Source organism: Algoriphagus sp. (genome assembly GCF_039969895.1).
Classification (GTDB): Bacteria; Bacteroidota; Bacteroidia; order Cytophagales; family Cyclobacteriaceae; genus Algoriphagus.
Window position 1 is genome coordinate 390,142 of the sequence record NZ_JBDVMZ010000012.1, and the last position, 22,438, is coordinate 412,579.

General features: G+C 41.3%; 18 protein-coding genes. 6 read left to right on the top strand and 12 right to left on the bottom strand.

The features are described 5' to 3' along the window. Positions 1 to 31: 31 nt before the first annotated feature. Complete coding sequence (locus ABJH64_RS07895; RefSeq protein WP_348275566.1) at positions 32 to 961, bottom strand: M28 family peptidase; 930 nt, start codon at positions 959 to 961, stop codon at positions 32 to 34. Between the two features lie 69 nt (positions 962 to 1,030). On the opposite strand from ABJH64_RS07895, the gene ABJH64_RS07900 reads away from it, so the two are divergent. After that, positions 1,031 to 2,017 (top strand): NTPase, encoded by a 987-nt coding sequence (locus ABJH64_RS07900; protein ID WP_348275567.1) that lies wholly within the window; start codon positions 1,031 to 1,033, stop codon positions 2,015 to 2,017. Positions 2,018 to 2,218: 201 nt separating this feature from the next. Here the strand turns inward: ABJH64_RS07900 and yjjX are convergent, their stop codons facing one another. Both yjjX and ABJH64_RS07910 read right to left on the bottom strand, forming a co-directional pair. Further along, positions 2,219 to 2,785, bottom strand: coding sequence for an inosine/xanthosine triphosphatase (gene yjjX, locus ABJH64_RS07905; protein WP_348275568.1), 567 nt, complete (start codon positions 2,783 to 2,785; stop codon positions 2,219 to 2,221). A gap of 22 nt (positions 2,786 to 2,807) precedes the next feature. Then, positions 2,808 to 3,515 carry a YebC/PmpR family DNA-binding transcriptional regulator gene (locus tag ABJH64_RS07910; RefSeq protein WP_348275569.1) on the bottom strand — a complete coding sequence of 236 codons (708 nt, stop codon included), beginning with the start codon at positions 3,513 to 3,515 and terminating at the stop codon, positions 2,808 to 2,810. A gap of 190 nt (positions 3,516 to 3,705) precedes the next feature. On the opposite strand from ABJH64_RS07910, the gene ABJH64_RS07915 reads away from it, so the two are divergent. Together ABJH64_RS07915 and ABJH64_RS07920 are read left to right on the top strand one after the other, a co-directional pair. After that, entirely contained in the window at positions 3,706 to 5,037 is a 1,332-nt protein-coding gene (locus ABJH64_RS07915; protein WP_348275570.1) for an NAD(P)/FAD-dependent oxidoreductase, read from the top strand. A 96-nt stretch (positions 5,038 to 5,133) separates the two neighbouring features. Next, positions 5,134 to 5,559: a DUF4890 domain-containing protein gene (locus ABJH64_RS07920; protein WP_348275571.1), complete on the top strand. Its 426-nt coding sequence runs from the start codon at positions 5,134 to 5,136 to the stop codon at positions 5,557 to 5,559. A gap of 60 nt (positions 5,560 to 5,619) precedes the next feature. Here ABJH64_RS07920 and ABJH64_RS07925 read toward each other — a convergent pair whose 3' ends face one another. The 5 genes from ABJH64_RS07925 to mutY all read right to left on the bottom strand — a co-directional run bounded on the left by ABJH64_RS07925 (position 5,620) and on the right by mutY (position 14,987). Beyond that, entirely contained in the window at positions 5,620 to 7,092 is a 1,473-nt protein-coding gene (locus tag ABJH64_RS07925; protein ID WP_348299483.1) for a glutamate synthase subunit beta, read from the bottom strand. Between the two features lies 1 nt (position 7,093). After that, positions 7,094 to 11,584, bottom strand: coding sequence for a glutamate synthase large subunit (gltB, locus tag ABJH64_RS07930; protein ID WP_348275573.1), 4,491 nt, complete (start codon positions 11,582 to 11,584; stop codon positions 7,094 to 7,096). 393 nt (positions 11,585 to 11,977) lie between these two features. Further along, positions 11,978 to 13,327, bottom strand: a complete 1,350-nt coding sequence (gene gldE, locus ABJH64_RS07935; protein ID WP_348275574.1) for a gliding motility-associated protein GldE — start codon at positions 13,325 to 13,327, stop codon at positions 11,978 to 11,980. A 70-nt stretch (positions 13,328 to 13,397) separates the two neighbouring features. Next, the gene (locus ABJH64_RS07940) at positions 13,398 to 13,865 is read right to left on the bottom strand and encodes a single-stranded DNA-binding protein (RefSeq protein ID WP_348275575.1); all 468 of its coding nucleotides are present in this window, start codon (positions 13,863 to 13,865) and stop codon (positions 13,398 to 13,400) included. Between the two features lie 48 nt (positions 13,866 to 13,913). Next, complete coding sequence (gene mutY / locus ABJH64_RS07945) at positions 13,914 to 14,987, bottom strand: A/G-specific adenine glycosylase (protein WP_348275576.1); 1,074 nt, start codon at positions 14,985 to 14,987, stop codon at positions 13,914 to 13,916. 145 nt (positions 14,988 to 15,132) lie between these two features. Between mutY and ABJH64_RS07950 the strand changes: the two genes are divergently transcribed. From ABJH64_RS07950 to ABJH64_RS07960, 3 genes are all read left to right on the top strand, one after another. Next, positions 15,133 to 15,441, top strand: coding sequence for an HU family DNA-binding protein (locus tag ABJH64_RS07950; protein WP_086540202.1), 309 nt, complete (start codon positions 15,133 to 15,135; stop codon positions 15,439 to 15,441). Between the two features lie 18 nt (positions 15,442 to 15,459). After that, complete coding sequence (locus ABJH64_RS07955; RefSeq protein ID WP_348275577.1) at positions 15,460 to 16,281, top strand: tetratricopeptide repeat protein; 822 nt, start codon at positions 15,460 to 15,462, stop codon at positions 16,279 to 16,281. 180 nt (positions 16,282 to 16,461) lie between these two features. Then, positions 16,462 to 18,033 (top strand): Rne/Rng family ribonuclease, encoded by a 1,572-nt coding sequence (locus ABJH64_RS07960; protein WP_348275578.1) that lies wholly within the window; start codon positions 16,462 to 16,464, stop codon positions 18,031 to 18,033. Between the two features lie 188 nt (positions 18,034 to 18,221). Here ABJH64_RS07960 and ABJH64_RS07965 read toward each other — a convergent pair whose 3' ends face one another. From ABJH64_RS07965 to ABJH64_RS07980, 4 genes are read right to left on the bottom strand one after another with little or no spacing between them, the layout of a single operon-like run. Beyond that, positions 18,222 to 19,337: a DUF4221 family protein gene (locus ABJH64_RS07965; protein WP_348275579.1), complete on the bottom strand. Its 1,116-nt coding sequence runs from the start codon at positions 19,335 to 19,337 to the stop codon at positions 18,222 to 18,224. Positions 19,338 to 19,389: 52 nt separating this feature from the next. After that, on the bottom strand, positions 19,390 to 20,610 hold the full coding sequence (locus ABJH64_RS07970) for a hypothetical protein (protein WP_348275580.1): 1,221 nt from the start codon (positions 20,608 to 20,610) through the stop codon (positions 19,390 to 19,392). 37 nt (positions 20,611 to 20,647) lie between these two features. Further along, on the bottom strand, positions 20,648 to 21,400 hold the full coding sequence (locus ABJH64_RS07975) for a LytTR family DNA-binding domain-containing protein (RefSeq protein ID WP_348275581.1): 753 nt from the start codon (positions 21,398 to 21,400) through the stop codon (positions 20,648 to 20,650). Next, on the bottom strand, positions 21,397 to 22,326 hold the full coding sequence (locus ABJH64_RS07980; protein ID WP_348275582.1) for a sensor histidine kinase: 930 nt from the start codon (positions 22,324 to 22,326) through the stop codon (positions 21,397 to 21,399). The genes ABJH64_RS07975 and ABJH64_RS07980 overlap by 4 nt, the downstream gene beginning before the upstream one ends. Positions 22,327 to 22,438: the final 112 nt, after the last annotated feature.

Genomic DNA, 22,438 nt, shown 5'->3' on the forward strand with positions numbered 1-22,438 from the left:
AGTAACAAGTGGTCCAATGAAAAATGATTACTTACTCTTGTGTGAGTTCAGTATCTAATGCTAAGGTGCATTTCAAAATAAGATTGACCGCGTTTACATAAAATTTCTGATCAATATTCTCAAATGAATCACCTGGCTTGTGGTAATCTACATGATCTTCTACTCCAAAATAAATATGTGGCACATTCGCAGAGAAGAAAGGTCCATGATCGGAGGATTGAGTCCAGTTATCACGACCGGTGTTGGGCTCGTCGTGACCAAATAGCAACTTCGGAGTTGAACCCGTAGCAGCACCTTCCAGGATAGTTTTCAGGCTAGGATTGTAATATGTCCCAGAGGCGTATAGTTCACCTTTTTCATTTCGGGAAATCATATCCATGTTAATATTTAAGACGATTTGCTCCAGTGGAAAAGGAAAATCTTTTACCAAAGCTTTGGCTCCTTGCAAACCCATCTCTTCGCCATCTAAAGCGGCAAATATCATCGAATGTTTGGGCCTGTTTTTCTTAAAATATTTTGCTAACTCTATCAAAGCAGCTGTACCAGAAGCATTGTCATCCGCGCCGTTGTAGATAGAATCACCCGCTTCAGTAGGTCTTCCGATTCCCACATGGTCATAGTGTGCAGTGATTACGATCAGTTTTTCTGATTCACTTCCAGCTACAAACCCTACTATATTTACAGCATTCTCATAAGTTTTATTTTCCCTTCTATTTTCAAAGCTAAATTCTTGCTGAAAATCTGGATACTGAGTTTCTAACTCCATACTTTTGAATTCACTTAGAATAAAAGCTCGAGCTTCAGCGTTACCTTCACTGCCTGTTTTTCTACCTTTCAGGTCATCACCTGACAAATATTCTATGTTTTCCAGTAGCGATTTGCTATCTATGCTTTGTCCATTAATCTCTTGAATTGATAAAAAGAGCAGACAACATAGGGTGGTTTTAATTGTGAGTTGCATCAAGGAAAGTATTTTGCGTTATGTATAGTGGTAAAATTAATAAGCTAAGTGGATCACACCTCTGAATTCATGAAATATTATACCCTTCTTTCTATTATTCTTTTAAGTAGTCTATCGTGTGTATGGGCGCAGGGAACTCTGCCTCAGTCCTTTTTTAATGGTAAATCAGTAGTTTTTATATCTACCGACCCAGCTGCACGACCTATCATGACCTGGGAAGAAGTAGCAGATAGCGTGCACAATTCTCTCGTCAAAGCAGGAGCAGATCCAGTTGCGTATTTTGAACTGGAGAAGGTAGCACTCTCAGAGGCTGTTCAGGCTGATTATGCCGAGTCTTTTCAGCAGCGACTTGTCAAAAATATAATTCTAGTGACTCGTCAAAAAAATCAGATGAGTATTCATGTTGGCCCTTTTTCCGAAAATCGGCAAATTATTCCCTCCACTTCATTATATGGGGTCACCGGGGAAAATATTGGAACTGTCACCACCCAGGTAGAATTGATCGGGGAAACTCAACCTTCTCAAAATCTTCTCGTGCTGGATGTGCCTGAATTTCTAAGTATTAATACGAATGAAGCTACCTCCAGCCAAAAATTTTTGGCAGCAAATCCATTAAACCTGGATGTATTCAAATTAGGCATCACTATACAAGGGTCCTCTGCTGAGACAGGATTGCTAAGTTATTTTAGATACGATATGTATGGAAAATCTCCTGAGGCTATTTTATCTGAGCAAGCTTCTCAAAAAGCAGGTTTAGAGCAAGTACTCAAGCAACACTATCCTTATCAGGTCGAATACCTCACAGAGGCAAAATCTATGCAAGAATTGATTCGCGATAGAGTACAATTTTTGCTGGTTAAGGTAGAGGGTAGAGAAGCTGATCTGATGAAAAGTATGGGGCTAGAACCGAAGGCCGGGCCCTCGGCTTCGGAGATCGTGGTGAAATATTACATCAAATTATTGGTAAGAGAAGAACTCTATATTGGGCCTCAATGGGATGCTGATCCGGATTGGAGAGTGGCGTTAACAAACTTCCTCGAAAACCTAAAAAAATAAGCCTCTCAGATGAGAGGCCTATAGCTACTTAATGATAAGGGTGATTTAAGCAACTTTTACTAGCAATGATTTTTCGTAAGTACTTGTAATATTCCTAGTCTTTAGGATAAATCAAAGGTTGTTTTTTCAATTATCCAATGATAATCAAAATTTTTTCGATTAAAAGTGACTTAAGTAAAAAAATCATCAAAATAATTCAGCTTAAAACAACTCTTTGTTTAGAAACGGAATCAAAGCCAATATAATCGCCTGATTATAATAGGTTTGTCTAGTTAAGGTTCCCTGAGTGAGAATTCCTACCGATCCACCGCTTTGCTTGGAATTTTCTTGGGCAAAAAACTGATCATCCGCAGCGCCTAGCTCCATTCCTGAGTGAATTAGCTCGGCTATAGCTTCAGGAAGATAGAATGTTGCAGTTTTTGATTTGCCATTTAAGCCTGATTTGTGTTCTATATAGATCCAGGCAAAGGCATACATTCCTCGGATATCTTCTCCCACACCCCCTTCTATCCCTACCCAATAGTCTGCTTCTGGAAAGATGTTTTTGGCATTCATTACTCTATTTCTAGCCCCTAGGTAGGTTTCATCATCGCCCATTGGCTGATCCGAAACCTGTGAGGCGGCATTGACACCATCTACTGTAAACCCCTGCGAGAATGCCTCCGAGAATGCCGTTTCGGTGCAGGCGATTTTGACGGGATTTTTGCTTCCTACGATGATTAAGGGTTTTGCTGTGGCTTGGTAATTTTGTCTTTTTGGAAAATTCATAGAAAAAAACCTAGGCGGATGCCTAGGCCATGTTTGTGAAAATTTGGTTTACGTCATCATCTTCTTCCATCTTGTCGATCATCTTGTTGATAATCTCCTCCTGCTCTTCGTCGAGTTCGGTGAGGGTAGTAGGGAATCGCTGAAAATCAGCGCTGATCACGTCAATATTTTTTTCTTCCAATACTTTTTGCATCGTACCGAAGTCTTCAAACTCCGTGTAAACGAAGATTTCTCCTTCATTTTCATCGATATCCACCAACCCAAAATCGATCAATTCGAATTCTAATTCTTCTAGATCAAATTCACCTTTTGCGAAGCGGAATACAGCTTTTCTATCGAACATAAAAACCACCGAACCGGAAGTTCCCAAAGAACCGCCAGCCTTGGAGAAGTAACTTCTCACATTAGCAACAGTCCTGTTGATGTTGTCCGTGGAAGTTTCTACCACCACCGCGATGCCGAATGGGCCATAGCCTTCATAAACGACCTCTTCATAATCTTTCTCGTCTTTATTGGAGGCACGCTTGATCGCAGCTTCGATTCTATCCTTTGGCATCTGAGCGCCTTTGGCATTCTGAATGATCGTGCGAAGTCTAGGGTTCGAGGTAGGGTCTGGTCCACCGGATTTCACCGCCATGACGATTTCTTTTCCTAGACGCGTAAAAACTTTGGACATCTTGTCCCAACGCTTGAATTTTCTTTCTTTTCTGAATTCAAATGCTCTTCCCATGAATTTTTTAGATTAAGGTGGTAAAAATAGTAAATCTTTTGATTCAGGTGGAATCTGTCAGGTCGATGTCCACTCGTCCCTTGGTTTTTGATCCGATTTGGGATCATGATTCTAAGGCCGAAAGATAGTCTGTTTGTGTAAGCATCTTATTCTACTAATTCTCGTTACCAATTTTGAAACTATCGCTGTCATGACCATTTCCACTACGCTTCCTATTCCGAATATTCCAGCTTCCACTTTTCCCAAGGTGGTAATTGTAGGCGCTGGCTTTGCGGGACTGAAACTTGCTAGAAAACTAATTAAAAAGGAATTCCAGGTGATCTTGTTAGATAAGAATAACTATCACCAGTTTCAGCCACTATTTTACCAAGTAGCTACTGCCGGATTAGAGCCAAGTGCGATATCTTTTCCGCTTCGCAAGATTTTTCACCATGCTAAAAATGTGATTTTTCGAATGGCTGAGGTGAAGTATTTTGATGCTGATCAAAAGCGATTGGTTACCGACATTGGCCACATAGATTACGATTATTTAGTACTGGCGATGGGTGGAGATACCAATTATTTTGGCTCTAAAAACATCGAATATTATGCCGCTCCCATGAAAACCGTGTCTGAGGCTCTCTATATCAGAAACAAAGTCATCTCAAACTATGAGCGAGCAATCAATATCGAAAAGGTGGAGAATCGGAAGTACCTCATGAACGTGGTCATTGTGGGCGGAGGACCTACTGGAGTGGAACTAGCGGGTGCGATGGCTGAGCTTAGGAATACTATCCTTCCCAAAGACTATCCCGAGCTGAGTTTTGCCAATATGAAAGTAGTGTTGATAGAGGGTGGACCCGAATTGCTAGGACCCATGTCCACGGAAGCTAAGTCTCATGCGCTAAAATATCTTGAAGAGCTGGGCGTAGAAGTACTTCTAAACTCCAGGGTACTGGACTACGACGGACAAATCGTGACTTTGAATGGCGATGTTTTCTTAGAAACTCAGACGCTACTCTGGGCGGCTGGTATAAAACCAAATAAAATCGATGGACTTTCCGTTGATCATTACGCCCCAAATGGTAGAATCTATGTAGATTCTCAGTCCCAAGTAAAAGATTGCCCGGGGGTTTATGCCCTAGGTGACATAAGTCTTCTCATCGAAGAAAAATATCCCAAAGGTCATCCTCAAGTAGCGCAAGTTGCATTACAACAAGCGGAGAATCTAGCTATCAATCTTATCGCCTTGCAAAAAGGTAAGCCACTCAAGCCTTTTCAATACAAAGATCTTGGATCTATGGCTACTATAGGGAAAAAGCGAGCGGTAGTTGATCTGCCTTACCTCAAGTTTCAGGGTCTTTTTGCTTGGCTTACTTGGCTATTTGTTCACCTGATGGCTATTCTTGGTGTGAAAAACCGGCTTTTTGTTTTTTTGAATTGGTCATGGAACTACCTCAGCTTCGATCCTAGCCTTCGTCTTCTTATCAAACCAAAGTACGTCCGCGAAAGTGAACGGAAAGAATTGATAGAGGAGAGATAGGGTTTTTAGATTTATTAAGAATAATTTCAAAAACCTTGGTTAAACTCATCTGACGTACCTTAGTCTAATTCATGTAACTACTAAACGATAGAAAACATGAAAAAATGGATTTATGTAACAGGACTATTGGTCTTGGTCAGCTTAAGTACCTATGCTCAGAAAAGGGGAGGAGAAAGACCAGGAGCTGAAGAAAGAGCTTCTCGCGCCACCGAGAAAATGGCAGAAGAACTTTCACTCACTGATGCTCAGAAGCAAGAGTTATTGACCATTAATGTGGAGTATGCCAAGAAAGTGGAGGCCGAAAGAAAAGCTGAAATTGAAGCCAGAAAAGCTGAAATGACTGCGAAAAGGGCTGAAATGAAGGCCCAAGATGCTAAAATACAAGCCGTATTGACAGAGGAACAGAAAGTAAAGTGGACTGAAATGAAAGCTGAACGGATCGATAATCCGCGACGTCGCAGACCAAATGCCCAAATCGAAAGTGACCCTCGAAAAGGGAAAAGAGGCGGTGGAGACCGCTAAAATCAGAAAAGCCATCCAACTAATCGGATGGCTTTCTTTTTTTTAGTCAAAGCTTCAGTTTTATCCTTCGATCTTTTCTTCCACCTGGAAGAACGATTCATCTTTCTGTGGCAGTGATGATACCCCCATTAGGAATTCATCCACTTTGACAGCTGCTTCCCTTCCTTCGGATATCGCCCAAACAACCAAGGATTGACCTCTTCTCATATCGCCTGCTAGGAATACTTTGGAATTTGAACTCTTATAATTTTTCGATTTTGGCAAAGTATTTTCCATGATTTCCACTCCAAAAGACTCAAGTAGGCCATTTTGTGTAGGACCAGTGTAGCCTATTGCCAAGAATGCCAAGTCGCAAGGAACGGTTCGCTCAGTGCCAGGGATTTCTTCGAAGACCATTCGGCCATCCTTATGTACCCATTCCAGATCCACCAGCTTCAATCCTGTTACCTGCCCGGCTTCGTTTACAGTAAACTCTTTGGTAAGTACAGAGAAGACTCGCTCAGCACCTTCCTCATGTGAGCTAGATGTGCGGAGCGTCATAGGCCATTCTGGCCAAGGATTCAAGGTGTTTCTTACTTGTGGGGGCTTAGGCAAAAGCTCAAGCTGAGTGATAGAGGCTGCTCCATGTCGATTAGACGTGCCAATACAGTCTGACCCTGTATCACCTCCGCCAATCACGAGTACATGTTTTCCTTTGGCAGAAATTGGGTTTTCTTTGATTTCACCAGATATAACTTTGTTCTGCTCACCTAGAAACTCCATCGCATAGTGAACGCCTTTTGCATCCGAACCTTTAATATTGAGTCCGCGCGGTTGGCCTGCACCTGTAGCTAGAACTACAGCATGAAAGTTCTTGAGGATATTTTCAGCCTTGATATTGAAGCCAATCTCAGTGCCACAGGAGAAGATCACGCCTTCTTGTTTCATGTATTCGATTCGACGATCGATCACCCATTTTTCCAACTTGAAATCTGGAATACCATAGCGAAGTAATCCGCCCGGCTTAGAATCTTTTTCGAATAGCGTGACCTCATGACCAGCTTGGTTCAGCTGATCAGCTGCAGCAAGTCCTGCAGGCCCAGAGCCAATCACCGCTACTGATTTCCCAGTTCTAGTTTTAGGCGGGTTTGCTTTAATCAATCCTAGCTCATAGGCTTTTTCTGCTATACTTTTCTCTATCAATTCGATCGTAACAGGATCTTTATTGATACCCAATACACAACTTGCCTCACAAGGAGCAGGACAAATTCTACCTGTAAATTCCGGGAAATTATTTGTACTGCGCAGAATTTTGATGGCTTGTTCCCATTCGTTGTTATATACCGCCTCGTTGAAATCAGGTATCACATTTCCAAGTGGGCAGCCGTTGTGGCAAAATGGAACTCCACAGTCCATGCAGCGTGCTGCTTGATTGTTTAGCTTTTCGCCTGCAAAGGGTTCATATATTTCCTTATAGTCACTGACACGTACTTTTGCATCTCTACTGGTAGGTGTCTCTCTTTTATATTTTAGAAATCCGTCTTTCGCTGCCATCTTACACCAATGATTTTGTTTGTTCTAATGCTCTTTTCTCTAGTACTGCTTTGTAATCTCTCGGAATTACCTTGATGAATTTCTCTTTCGATTTATCCCAATCCTCCAGGAAAGCTGTGCCCAAACTAGATTTGGTCAGTTTTACATGTCTTTTCAGGAATGTCTTTATTGTGTTGAAATCCTCAGCTTCCAGAATATCCACATCTACTAGTTCTGGGTTGATTTCTGTAATGTATTCCTTGAGAATATAGGCGATACCGCCACTCATTCCTGCGGCGAAGTTTCTGCCGATTTCTCCTAGGTTTACCACCAATCCCCCGGTCATGTATTCGCAGCCGTGATCGCCGATACCTTCCACTACGGTTTGTACGCCGGAGTTTCTTACACAGAATCGCTCCCCACCTTTTCCGTTGATATAGGCTTCACCTGATGTGGCGCCGTAGAAAGCTACGTTACCGATAATGATATTTTCCTCAGGGCGGAATTTGGCATTTCTGCTTGGGTAAATGATTAGTTTTCCACCAGAAAGACCTTTTCCAAAGTAATCATTGGCTTCTCCTTCTAGCTCGAAGTTGACTCCCTTGGTCAGGAACCCACCGAAAGTCTGACCTGCGGAACCAGTGAATTTGAAGTTGATGGTGTCTTCAGGCAACCCTGGACTACCGTAAATTTTGGAAATTTCATTGGACAGCATGGCTCCTACAGACCTGTCAATATTTTTGATTTGGAAGCTTCCAGAAGAAGCCATCGCTTGCTCCAATGAAGGCAGTGCGGCCTTAATCAGCTGACGATCCAACACTCTCTTCAACTCAAATTCCTGATCGATCTGCTTGTGAATACCTACATGATCTGGCACTTCTACTTTATGGAAAATAGGACTCAAATCCACTTTATCCCATTTCCAGTGATTCAAATGACCCGTAGATTGAAGCACATTGCTTTGACCTACCATCTCATCAACGGTACGGAATCCTAGCGATGCCATGATCTCACGGAGATCCTGCACGAGGAATTGGAAGTAGTTAACCACATGATCCGGATCGCCTGTGAATAGCTTTCGTAAGTCTGGATTTTGGGTAGCAATTCCGACAGGACAAGTGTTCAGGTGGCATTTTCTCATCATGATGCATCCTTCCACTACCAAAGCGGCAGTAGAAATTCCCCACTCCTCTGCACCTAATAAGGTAGCAATTGCGAGGTCACGTCCAGTTCGGAGTTGTCCGTCGGTTTGAAGCACCACTCGGCTACGCAAGTTGTTTTTGACTAGAGTCTGATGAGCTTCCGATAGTCCAAGCTCCCAAGGCAATCCAGCATGGCGGATTGAGCTAAGCGGAGATGCCCCAGTGCCTCCATCTGCTCCAGAGATCAAAATCACATCAGCCATGGCTTTTGCCACACCGGCTGCTACAGTGCCTACACCTGCTTGTGAAACTAATTTTACGTTGATCCTAGCTTTTCTATTCGCATTTTTCAAATCGAAAATCAGCTGAGCCAAATCTTCAATCGAATAAATATCGTGATGCGGTGGAGGTGAGATCAGCCCTACTCCAGGAGTGGAGTGTCTTACTCTACCGATCCAATCATCTACTTTATGACCAGGTAGCTGTCCGCCTTCGCCAGGTTTTGCTCCCTGAGCCATCTTGATCTGTAGTTCGGCAGCATTGGTTAGGTAATTACTGGTAACTCCGAATCTACCCGAAGCCACCTGCTTGATCGCTGAGCGTTCCCAGTCTCCATTTTCTTTTTTGGCAAAACGAATCTCATCTTCTCCTCCTTCACCTGAGTTACTTTTAGCACCTATTCTGTTCATGGCTATCGCCAGTGTAGCATGTGCTTCGTGAGAAATCGAGCCGAAAGACATCGCACCTGTAGCAAACCTTCGCATAATGGAAGATGCTGGTTCTACTTCGTCTATCGGAACGGAAATTCTCTTTTTGAATTCAAACAAGCCTCTTAAAGTCAAGGCATCTTTGCTTTGCTCGTTGATTTTGGATGCGAATTTCTTGTACATCCCAAAATCATTTAGGCGCGTGGATTTTTGGAGTAGGTGAATTGTCTCTGGATTGAATAGATGTTTCTCACCTCTTCTTTTCCATTGATAAACCCCGCCTTGTTCTAAGACAGGAGATTCTGTCCCGTATGCAGCTCTATGTCGTATCAAAACTTCCTCTGCCAATTCGTTGAAGGAAATCCCTGATATTCTGGATATTGTGCCTTTGAAGCATCGATCGATCACATCCGGACCAAGTCCCAATGCTTCGAAAATCTGAGCACTTTGATACGATTGAAGCGTACTGATACCCATTTTGGAGAGCACTTTCAGTAGTCCTTTACCTATGGCTGCTTGATAATTTGAGAATAGTTTTTTCTGATTTTCAGCATTAGGTAATTTACCTTGTTCAAATAAATCAAGAAGTGATTCCAATGCCATGTAAGGATTGATAGCTGAGGCTCCGTAACCAATCGCAGTTGCGAAATGATGTGTTTCTCTGATATCTCCAGATTCCAATACTAAGCCTGCACTAGTCCGGATTTTCTTCTTCACTAAGTGATGGTGGACTGCTCCTATTGCCAATAGTGATGGGATAGGCGCATATTCCTCTGTGCTGTTTCGATCAGAAATTATGATGATATTTTTGCCTTCAGCTATTGCTTTTTCTGCCTCATCACAAATCTTGTCGAGCGCTTCCAATAATCTTCCCGGTGCATGATCTGCCAAGAAAAGACTGGAAAGGGTAGCACATCTGTAGCCTTGACCTTCCATATTTGTAATTTTTTCCAGGTCTTCATTCAAAAGAACTGGTTGAGAAATATGGATTTGTCGGGTATGCTTAGGACTTTCTTCCAGGATGTTTTGCCCTTGTCCTAGTCGGGTGAAAAGCGACATCACTAATCGCTCCCTTATAGGATCTATAGGTGGGTTACTTACCTGCGCAAATAGCTGCTTGAAGTAATTAGAAATATGCTGACTTTCTTTGGAGAGCACTGCCAGTGGAGTATCTGCTCCCATGGAGCCAATCGCTTCATAGGCGGTATCTCCCATGGGACTCAATACGACTTTGAGCTCCTCGGAAGTATATCCAAAGATTGTTTGTTGTTTTTTGATATTCTTAGTGGAATAGGGATGGGCTAGCGTTTTGGGGGAATCCTCCAAGCGAAGTTTGATTCGTTGGTCCGCTACCCACTGTTCGTAAGGTTGCTTGCGGCAGATTTCTCCTTTTACTTCCTCGTCGAATAGAACGCGACCTTTTTCTAAGTCCGCCCATAGCATCCTTCCAGGACTGATTCTGCCCTTTTCCATAATTGTGGCTTCGCGAATAGGCAAAGCTCCAGCTTCCGAAGAAAGGATGAGACGCTGATCCTTTGTGATAAAATACCTCAGAGGACGAAGGCCATTTCTATCCAAAGTAGCTCCCACGGATTTGCCATCAGTGAAAAGTAAAGCAGCCGGGCCATCCCATGGTTCTACTAATGAGGCATGGAATTTATAAAATGACTTTCTCTCACGATCCATGACCTCATTATCCTGCCATGCTTCTGGCACCAGCATCATCATGGCATGTGGTAGAGATCTTCCACTCAAAGTGAGTAGCTCTACCATCGCATCTAGATTAGCAGAGTCCGACTTGTATTTGTCGGTAATAGGCATCAGTCTGGAAAGCTCCTCGTCAGTGAAATATTTCGACTTCATGAGGTTTTCCTTAGATTTCATTTTGTTCAGATTACCCTTGATCGTATTGATCTCACCATTGTGGGAAAGAAAACGGAAGGGCTGAGCTAGTCTCCAGTTTGGAAAGGTGTTGGTAGAAAAGCGAGAGTGAACTATCGCAAAGGCAGATTCTATCCTAGAGTTCTGAAGGTCTTTGTAAAAAGCCAACACCTGATCTGTACGTAGCTGTCCTTTATAGATAAGTGTCTGACTGCTCAGACTCGCAAAGTAAAAGGATTGATTTACCCCAGGAATTTTCGTGTTGATTTCGGAGGTGGAATAGTTTCTTAACACATAGAGTTTGCGCTCCAGTTCTATTCCTGTAAGGCCTTTTTTGTGTTTGACAAAAAGCTGCTCAATATTAGGCATCACTTCCAATGCTCCAGATCCAGGGACTGTTTCATCCACTGGTACAGATCTATAGCCAATCAATTCAAAATCCAATTCTTCAATCAGCTGATTGAGAAGTTCTTTAGATTTTTGGAAAAGCTGCTTATTCTTTGGAAAAAAAGTCATCCCTACACCGTAAGATCCAGCTTCTGGAAGCTCAATCTCCGTGCGGGCAGTAATGTCCTTGAGGAACTGATGCGGTACCTGAATTAACACGCCTGCACCATCGCCGGTCTTAGGATCTGATCCACGACCTCCTCGGTGCTCCATATTGCTAAGCATATATAAGGCATCACTAATCGTCTCGTGTGAGGGTACAGCACTTAGATCGACAACCGCACCTATACCGCAGGAGTCATGCTCAAACTCCGATCGATACAAACCTTCTTGCATTTTAATAGAATTTATTAGGTTCAAAATTTCCAAAAATTACAGAAAAAATTTGTCCTATTAAAATTTCGGCAACGAAATGGCCACTTTGATGCCTTATTATTTAAGAAATATAAGATTTTTGGAATTATGGTAATTTGCTTTTAGGTATAAAAATGAGAACTACTCCTGAAAAATTATAGCAGTATTTGAAGAGATAGGGTGTTTTTTGACTTAAATCCTGAAAAAAATATGAGATCCTCGAGATTTTGGGGTGAGAAAAAATAATTTTAAAAAAAATTCAATTTTTTTCTGTTGCTCATAAAATTTGCTCATCCAATCACTGCTCGTATTCTAGAGTGAAGAATAATGTTCTGAAAATACCCGCAAATTAAGAATATTATAATTTCAAGTCTTTTAGTCCGTGTGTGGTCCAAGGGTGTCCTTGTCCAAAGAATAGATATGGACTTTTACTTTTTTGATTCTACGGGCATCCACAGCAAGGATGGTAAATTCAAAATCCTGAAACTTAATCTTAGTGCCGTTTTTAGGGAATTTGGAATTAAGCTCAAGAAGCAATCCACCAAGTGATTCACTCTCCCCTTTGACATCATCAAATATCTGAGAATCCAACTCCAGCTTTTTGGAAAAGTCATTCAAGGAGACTTTACCTTCAAAAATGAAAGTCGCAGGATCGATTTCTTGGAAGAAGATATCATCGTGATCATCAAATTCATCGTTGATCTCTCCAATAATCTCTTCTATCAAATCCTCTAAGGTCACCAAACCCGAAGTTCCTCCATACTCATCCACTACGATAGCCATGTGTACGCGCTTCAGCTGAAAGTCCTTTAATAAAGTATCCACTTTCTTATTTTCTGGGACAAAGAAACTCTTTCGAATCAGCTCATTCCAGGCAAAATCCTCACCTCGTTCTATGTAAGGCAGTAGGTCTTTGATGTACAAAATACCTTGAATGCTGTCAATCGTCTCTGCATAAACAGGGATTCTGGAGTAGCCGCTTTTGTTGATTTTGTCCATCAGCTCATGGAAGTCCATCTCCATATCGATGGCAGTAATGTCCATTCGACTTTGCATGACCTGCTTCACGGTGAGTGTGCCGAAGTTTACTATGCCACGAAGAATCTCCCGCTCTTCATTGGGTGCATCTTCGGTGCTCAATTCTAAGGCCTGATTTAATTCATTGACAGACAAAGAGTAGCCTTTCTTTTCAATGCGTTTTTCCAGAAGGTTACTGAAAGCCATCAAGAAGAGGGAGATAGGTTTCAACAGCGTGCTGAAAAAAGTAATGGTAGGAGCCATGATTAGGCTGAACTCTACTTTAGCTTTGTTAGCATATACCTTAGGTACTATTTCACCGAAGAAAACAATGGCAAAAGTGATCCCTACAGTCTGTACGAGGATGATGACAATACCTGTAGCATTCGCGCCGAAAATAGACCATGTCACAAAAGTGGTGAGTGTGACTATTCCAATATTAATCAGATTATTGAGAATGAGAATTGTGCTCAGGAGCTTTTTAGGAGACTCTACTAGTCCTATTACTTTTTTGCCTCGCGTGGTATTATCTTCTTCGATATTACCTAGGTCTTCATTTGTCAGAGAAAAAAAAGCTACCTCTGAACCAGAAACCAAGGCAGAGCCAATCAATAACAGTATAAAAAGCAAACCATTTAGAAGTAGATAGCCTACCGAAGGTGAGCTAATCTGAGCGAGCAAATGGTAACTCGGATAGGGATCGTCCATGTATTAAACCGCAAAGGTTGATGCAAAATTAAAAAATTCCCCTGAAAATAGCTTCCAGGGGAATAGAATATTAAAACGGCAAATCGTCGTCTTCTGTATCAGATACCATTTCTGGAGCTTTGGGCGCTGCAGTGGGAGGTGCTGAAGCAGGTTTTTGTTGGGTTGCTTGCTGTGGAGTGCTAGTATTTCCGCTAGGAGCACCATCAGGTTTTCCTCCAAGCATAGTAAAGCTTAACACTCTGATTTTAGTACGGTAGCGGTTTTGACCTTGGTCATCTTGCCATTTGTCTGTTTTGAGTTTACCTTCTACATAGATCTGACTACCTTTTTTGAGGTATTGCTCGGCGATTTTTGCTTGAGCTCCCCACATTTCTAGGTCATGCCATTCTGTTTGCTCTACCCGTTCTCCATTCCGGTTTTTGTAGGCTTCTGTAGTAGCGATGCTAAGATTTGCCACTGCATTATCACCTTCTAAATACTTAACTTCTGGGTCTGACCCAAGATTGCCCACTAGGATTACTTTATTTACACCTGCCATAGTTTAGTTTGTTTTATAAGTTTGAAAAAATCTAATACTTGAAGGTACTCAAATCCCTTGATCGTTCAAAAAATTGACGATCAACTTTGGCTTGGCCAAATATTCAATTTGCTTTTCTTCCACTAGTAAAAAACCTTCCGTAGCACACCAATTCTCAAGGTCTGCCAAATTATCTTCTTCAATTTCCACTTTTGAAAATACAGCGTTTAGTCGTTGATGTGAGAGAATGTGTCGGTAATTTTTTGGAAAGGGTTTTAGCTGTTTAGATTTTTTCAAGGGAATCTCAAGAACTTTGTCCTGTTGATCAGCCATGGATTCACTTTGCGGAAAATCATGCAAGCCTTCCCAAATATCTCCAGATGTTCTTTTTTTCCAGACCCATTTTTCTCCACAGGTGATGACGTAATAATGGAAATGCCGCTCCCGGATCTTGACTTTATTGATTTTCACGGGAAGATCTGATACCATCGAATGAGTCAAAGCAAAACAAGAGGTCTTCAAGGGACAGAATTCGCAGTTGGGATTTTTGGGAGTACATAGACGTGCACCAAAATCCATCATCGCTTGGTTGAATTCCCCAGGCTGATCTTCAGGAATAATTTGATTGGCTAATGTTTCAAATTCCTTTTTGGCTTTGGAGCTTGCTATATCGGTTTCTATTCCGAAGTATCGGGCTAAAACACGAAAGACATTTCCATCCACGACGGCTTTCACTTCTCCATAGGCAAAGCTAGCAATGGCCGATGCAGTGTAGCTTCCAACTCCTTTTAGTTTAAGGAGGTCGTCGTATGTTTTAGGAAACACACCGCCCATATCGAACCAGATATTTTTTGCGCAAGCATGAAGATTCCTCGCCCTGCTATAATATCCCAGTCCCTGCCACAGTCTCAGGACTTCTTCCTCCGGTGCCAATGCCAAGTCTTTTACTGTAGGGTAGGCTTCCACAAAAGCATAATAATAAGGTAAACCCTGAGCCACTCGGGTTTGCTGTAGAATGATCTCAGAGAGCCATATTTTGTATGGATTTTGCGTTCCTCGCCAAGGCAAATCTCTTGGATTTTCTTTATACCAAGATATTATTTGATGTGAAAAAGCCTGATATTCAGTGGTTTTGTGGTTCATGGGTAATTAGTATCTACTGTACAAATCACGCTAATTTTTGTGAATATGTTTTTTAATTACAATGGTTGTCTTACATTTGCAGTCCCAAAAACACTTGGTTAATAGGTTGTTAAGCTTATTTCGTAATTTCTAAATTAATATTACTGTGACTAAAGCAGAAGTAATCACTAAGATTTCAGACAAGACAGGCATCCAAAAGGATGATGTGACACAAGCAATTGAGGCATTCTTCAAGGTAGTGAAGGATTCAATGGCTGATGGCGATAACATCTACGTGAGAGGATTTGGTAGCTTCATCAATAAGAAGAGAGCTAAGAAAATCGCCCGAAACATTTCCAAAAACACCGCTATTGTGATCGATGAGCATTACATCCCGGCTTTCAAGCCTTCTAAGGTGTTTGTAGAGAAAATTAAGAACAGCAAAAAAATCAAAGAATTAGCTCCTCAAGACTAAGATTGAAGAGTTTTTGACATGAAAAGATCTCAACTCATACTTATTGTACTAGGGATCATCGCAATCGGAGGATTGTATGTTCTTCCTACTGTGGTGGTGGACAACGAAAGTAAAGCGGATTCTATTTCTCAGGAAAGTGAGTCTCCTTCTTCCACCGATGCAGTGGCTATGCATGAGGCTGAGTTAAGTCCCGATCAAAGGTTACAGATCAACACGCTGAAACTTCAGATAGCAGAGACTACTTCCAAAGAAGAGGTTAAATCCTCTACAGAGGAAATAGCTGCGATCTATCAAGAACTGGGAAAGTACGATAGTGCGGGATATTACCTAAGTTTGGCGGCTGATCAGCAGTCAGACATGGACTTGGCGGAAAAGGCGGGAAAAGCTTACTATGAAGCATTCAACTTTGCCCTAGATCCAGAAAAAGTAACTTACACTGCCGAACAGACCCGAAAGTATTTAACACAGGTGCTGGATAAAGATCCCACCAGATTGGATTTGAAAACCAAAGTAGCGATGACCTATGTGTCCTCGCCCAACCCGATGCAGGGAATCACTATGCTGAGAGAAGTCTTGGAGCAGGATCCCCAGAACGAAGATGGGCTATACAACATGGGATTGCTATCTATGCAGTCAGGTCAGTATAAACTTGCCGCTGAGCGATTTGAAGAATTGATTAACTATCATCCGGATAATTTCCAAGGGCAGTTTTACCTAGCCATAAGCTATTTCGAAGCCAAACAAAATAACAAAGCGAAAGCCCAGTTTGAGAAACTAAAAATGATGACCGAAGACGAAGTCGTCCTAGAAAGCATTGACAGCTACCTCAACAAGCTATAATTTATTGTATCACTACTAAATCCAAAGACTATGCCTTGCGGAAAAAAAAGAAAAAGACATAAGATCGCTACGCACAAGCGTAAGAAGAGACTAAGAAAAAACAGACATAAGAAGAAGTAATACACTTCTTCTTATTGTCATTTGAGTACACGTTCATTTACATTATAATAAGACGAAACTTTGAGTACGGAATTGTTAATCGATTCTGCTCAAAACGGAAGTCGAATTGCCCTCCTTCAAGATAAAAGCCTGGTTGAGTTGCATTCCGAAGGGATGGACAATCAGTTTAAAGTTGGAGATATTTATCTCGGTACGGTCCGCAAAATCGTCAATGGGCTCAATGCAGCTTTCATAGACGTAGGTTATGAGAAAGACGCCTTTCTTCATTACCAGGACCTCGGGGCAAATTTCAACAGCCTGACGAAGTTCACCAAAATGGTGCGCAACAATAACTACGGCAATTACAATTTGAAGGGTTTTACGAACGAACCTGAAATCGAGAAAATTGGAAAAATCTCCAATCCACTCGCCAAAAACCAGCAAATACTGGTTCAGGTCGTCAAAGAACCCATCTCTACGAAGGGGCCTCGACTATCCTGTGAGCTCTCTCTGCCAGGTCGCTACCTCGTATTGGTTCCTTTCTCGGATTCGGTCAACGTATCCAAGAAGATCAGAAGCAATGAGGAAAGAAAACGTCTCTTAAGACTTATCAATTCTATCAAACCCGCCAATTTCGGAGTAATCATCCGAACCGTGGCAGAAGGTCAGTCCGTAAGTGACTTAGATAAAGATCTTCGCAATCTTCTCAGTAATTGGGAAGAGGGAATGGCAAAATTGCTTAAAGCCAAGAGCCGCGACAAAATAATCGGAGAGATGAGCATGGCTTCCTCACTTGTGAGAGACCTGCTCAACGAATCATTCGACGCAATCACCGTAGAAGAAGAATCTACTTACGATCAGATCAGATCCTACATCAGGACTATAGCCCCTGAAAAAGAAAAAATTGTCAAGCTTTACAACGGTAAAGCCAAGCTATTTGAAAGTTTTGGAATAGAAAAGCAGATCAAAAGCCTGTTTGGACAGACGGTCAGCCTTCCGCAAGGAGGGTATGTGATCATCGAGCACACAGAAGCCCTGCACGTCATAGACGTGAACAGTGGTAATAAGTCCAATCAGGAAAGTGACCAGGAATCAACGGCCTTAAAAACCAATCTGGTCGCTGCTAAAGAAATTGGCAGACAGCTCCGTCTCCGGGATATGGGAGGCATCATCGTAGTCGATTTTATCGATATGAAAAAGGCCGAAAACAAAAAGGCCATCTTTGAAGCGATGAATAATGAGCTTAAATCTGACAGGTCTAAGCATACTGTTTTGCCTCTGAGCAAATTTGGGCTCATGCAGATCACCAGACAGCGCGTAAGACCCGAGGTCAATATTGTGACCAAAGAGACTTGCCCAGCATGCAACGGCACCGGCAAAATTCAGGCTTCGATCCTGATCGCCGACAAGCTGGAAAGAGACGTAGATCATATGGCTACTATCCAGAATGTGAGTAAAATACAAATAGGGCTGCATCCCTACCTGCACGCATACTTCACTACAGGCATTATTAGCCGAAGAGTAAAGTGGTTTTTCAAGTATAATAAGTGGATAAAACTGATCAAAGATTCTTCCCTACCCGTGACGGAATACAGATTCTTAGATGAATCTGGAGAGGAAATCGAACTACTAGTAAAAAGCGAGACTGAATAGTCTCGCTTTTTTTTATGGAATTTTTTGAAAAGGTCTTAACCACAGAGTTCACAAAGATTTCGCAGAAAGCGCAGTTCTGAGATTTGGTTCAAGTTTATAGTTTGGTTCAAGCCTGCATGCAGTAGGTAGGTCTCCTGACTTGGATCTAAAATAGTGCAGTCTCCAGACTGCCATTCATTATTGATCAACTATTCTAATGAATTTATTTTCGAAAAGTCAATCACGGCAAAGGCAGTGACATCATCGGTTGTTTCAGAATATAGACTGACCGCATAGCCCTTTGGCGTATTAAAACCGTACATTCCCAACTCCTTGCGCTCAAATTCCAACTCTGCTTCTCGATTTAATTCCCTATCGAAAATCAACAGCCGATTTCTCTCTTGCTTTTTGTTTTCTGGTCTAGGTCCTTTCACTCGTACCCATCTTAGAATTTTATTAGCATAGCTGTCAAAATCGAGTCCGTTATATTTGCTACTGGAATGATCTGGCTGAAAGACGATGTATTCCCCATTTGGGACTGTGGTGCCTTTTTTAAACTCTAGTGATTCAGATGTTCCTGCCCATTTCCAGATTTGTTCACCATTTTTCACCACCGCTATGGAGTCTGATATCGCAAAACCTATCAGATGCTCTTCCTGATCAGCGATATAAATATGACTGAAAAGGCCCAATTGATCGTCATTCACATATTCTGAAATGGCTGCTGGATAGAGGAAATTGAAATGTGAAAAAGTGTGTTTATCTGTATTAAAGATCATTCCCCATTTATCGTAGGTTAAAAAACCTTCCATGAATACATAAGGGATATCAATGAAAATGAGCTCATTTCCAGATTTTCGAACTTTGTTATTTCCAGCAGTTGAGTAGTTTGCATATTGCCGGCTTTCACTTACCCCAGGAAAATCCCATCGATTGAGCACTCTTCCTTCAAAATCACACTTAATTAACTCCTTCTGCTGAGAAAACACATATAGACTAGTCTTATCTATGAAAGATTGAGATACGAAGGAGCCTATTCCATCAGGACCTTCCTTTTCATAACGTTGCTTTTTCAGTTGTTTTCCTTCAGGATAACTATAGACACGCAATTGGTGACTCAAAAAAGTAACTAATACCTCTCCTGAATCAGTCTTATAATAGCTGAAATTTTCCCCCAAATCTCTTGTCAGCGTATCTTTTTCCAGATACAAGGTGTCAACAATCAAGTTCTTGAGATCCAGAATAGGTATTTCTTGAGATGATTCGGAAGTGCATGATATAGAAAAAGTGCTAATCAAAAATACGATTACGAGGTGTTTTTTCATAAAGTGATGAGTACTTTGAATACATAAATTGCCTAATTCTTCCTAAAATTAGTTATCGTTTGATGAATTCGAACTTTGCCCAGTTTTGAAGCTTTTTGATTTCTGGTTTGTTTGATACCAAATCATAGCTAAGGATTAGCTTTTCCACTCGGAGGGTATGTGTGCCGCTAGGAAGATCTTCAATAAAATGTAATGATTGGTAGATTTTCTGTCCTGTCATCGGAAGGCGTACCTTACTCCATGGTACATTTTCCACCACCTCCTCATCTATGTAAAGTCGGAGTAGATCCGATGATTGATTGACCTCATGCCAGCCTAAGCTCGCTAATTGATCATTGAATTCCCTTTGGATATGATCTACCATCTTGGCATCGTCCTCATACCTAGACACCCCTAGTTGAAGCACATCATCTGATAGAACCTCCGAAGGGATAAATGCCCTGGGATACCGCTTAGTCTCGTCATGATAATCCTCAAAAATGTGAGCTTTAGAAGGCCATTCAAGTTCCTTCTCGATCAAATTGCTTTCGTTTACGAACATTGAAAAGTCCTCTACATCATTGAATATCAAAGGTGTAGCACAAAGAAATATTCCTACAGCATAGAAAAGCGTGAACCACTTCCCTAGATTACTCTGGTAGATGGCACTTATGGAATTCAAAATTGTACCTGCAAACCATTTTTTCAATTTTGACTTCTTCTTAAAAATAAAAGAACTGAAAATAATCGCTAGTAAGGTCAGTACAGTGAGTATAGCTAGCACTATAAAGGGTAAATCAAATAATACATACACAAAAATCAGTAGTCCCAAATAAATGGTGATTATCAGAAAAGTAATGAGCATAGACACCGGATAAGCAAAGGTAGTACTACAGATTCGTTCCAGTTTCAGTACCATTTCATTTGGATTCTGATAGTTGAAACCCTGCTCGCTTTTGAAAAGGCGCTGATGAATCACACCTTCTGGAAAAGCAAAACTAAGTCCAAGTAACCCTGCCCAGACAAACCTCAACGCTAAGTGAGCCACGAAAAAAATCTTAAAGACATTAACTACTGTAGTCAGATAGATTAAAATCAACCAACTCACAATATATCCTGTGCCGACTTCCTGAATTAGATAGGCTGAAAACTCATAAACTTTTGCAGGAAATACGAAAAGAAATGCAAGTGTAATACCTGAAATAATCACCTCAGGTTCCCAGCTATTTCGTTGGAGATTTTCCAGCCAGGTTAAGTCTTCTTGTTTTCTGCCGTAGTCACTTTCGTTATTCATCTCCCAAAAAATACAGTACAAAATTCGAATATCTAAATTATTGATCCAACCATTGCTTAAAATCACTTACTTTTTCCCGGCTGATCAAAATATCGGAATCTGTAGAATTCTTCAAAGTCACTTTCAGCCGACTATTTGAAAAAGCGAAAATTCCGTCGATCGCTTCCATTCTACACAGGTATTTGCGATTGATGCGGAAATATTCAGCAGGATTTACCTGAGCTTCTGTCTGCTCCAGCGTGCTATCAAGAACATATTTTTTTCCAGCCTGTGTTTGCAGAAAAGTGACTCTTTCCTCACTAAAGAAGAAGGAAATTTCCTCTATAGGTACACTTTGAATCTTCTCTCCAAATCGGACCAAAAATCTAGATTTAAACGTGTTTTTCTTTGGAGAAAGTAGCTCTTTCAAAATTTCCAGTTCAATCGTTGATTTGATTTGGTTGGTCTTATACTTATCCACAGCTCTGGAAAATTCTGCAGGATCAATGGGCTTCAATAGGTAGTCAATCGCATTCACCTGAAAGGCTTTGATCGCGTATTGATCAAAGGCAGTTGTGAAAATTATTGGTGTGGATAACTTTACCTCTTCAAAAATCTCGAAGCTCAATCCATCCGCCAATTGAATGTCGCAAAAAATCAAAGTAGGGGCAGAATTTTCACGAAGCCATTGAATGGTTTTTGTAATGGTGTCAAAATTGCCAATGATTTCCACTTCTCCAAAATGCTTCTTAATTAGCTTTATGAGCAGATTTGCTGCAGGTTTTTCGTCTTCAATTACAAGAATTTTCATGTGGATATTTCCAATATGGGTAATTTGACAGAGAACTCTTCCTTGGTTTGGCTCACTTCCATAGCCTTGTTGGAAAGTAACTCGTAGCGGAGCTTAATATTATTTAGGCCTATGCCTGTAGAAGGTTCCGATAGGTTAATTTTGGGCTGAAAAGTATTGCTAATCCACAGTTCATTCTCTTTTCTAGAAATGTGGATAAGCAGCGGTTTTTCTTCGCTTGCAATATTATGCTTGATGGCATTCTCTAGCAGCAGCTGCAGCGAAAGCGGAGGAAGAAAACCTGCGGTGGAGTCAATTTCTATGGTGTATTGAAGGCTTTCATCAAATCTTATTTTTTGCAACTCCAGGTAATTTCTTGCAAACTCCACCTCCTTACTCACCTCGATTAGTTGCTCCTTTTGAGCTTCTAGCACATACCGATAGATCTTGGATAATTTCTGAATAAAAGCTGCCGATCTATCTGCGTCTTCATAGACCAGATTGGAAAGGACGTTTAATGAGTTGAATAGAAAATGCGGATTGAGCTGATCTTTGAGAGATTGGTATTGACTCGATAGTTTTTCATTTTTGAGCTGTGCTGCTTCCAAAGCTGATTTCTTCCATTCGATCAACCAACTCCTCGTCGTGAAAATCGCCATGATGATCAGGGCGATGTACATAGGCATGATCGCAAAAGATGCCACATTTCTCCAGGGAATATTATTGAGGGTGAACTCCCCAGAAATCCAGGCATAAATAAATACAATCAGGTAAGCTACCAGAAAAGCATAGATCAAGTAGGTTCCTGTAGTCACAATCAATCTTTTGAATGGATGCGCTATCCAGGAAATTCGCTGTTCGTAATAATTCTCAACCAGATTTCCGCCAAAACTCATCGCCATGGTAATGGTAAGGGAGTATAGAAAATCCGGAATTAGACTTTTCATCCCTGCCCAACTCAGAAAACATCTAGGACAAAAAATCATCATTAGGGTTGTCGCTATTGCCACACTGATCAATAGGAACTTAGGAAATGTATTCCAAATGCCAATGCGCATT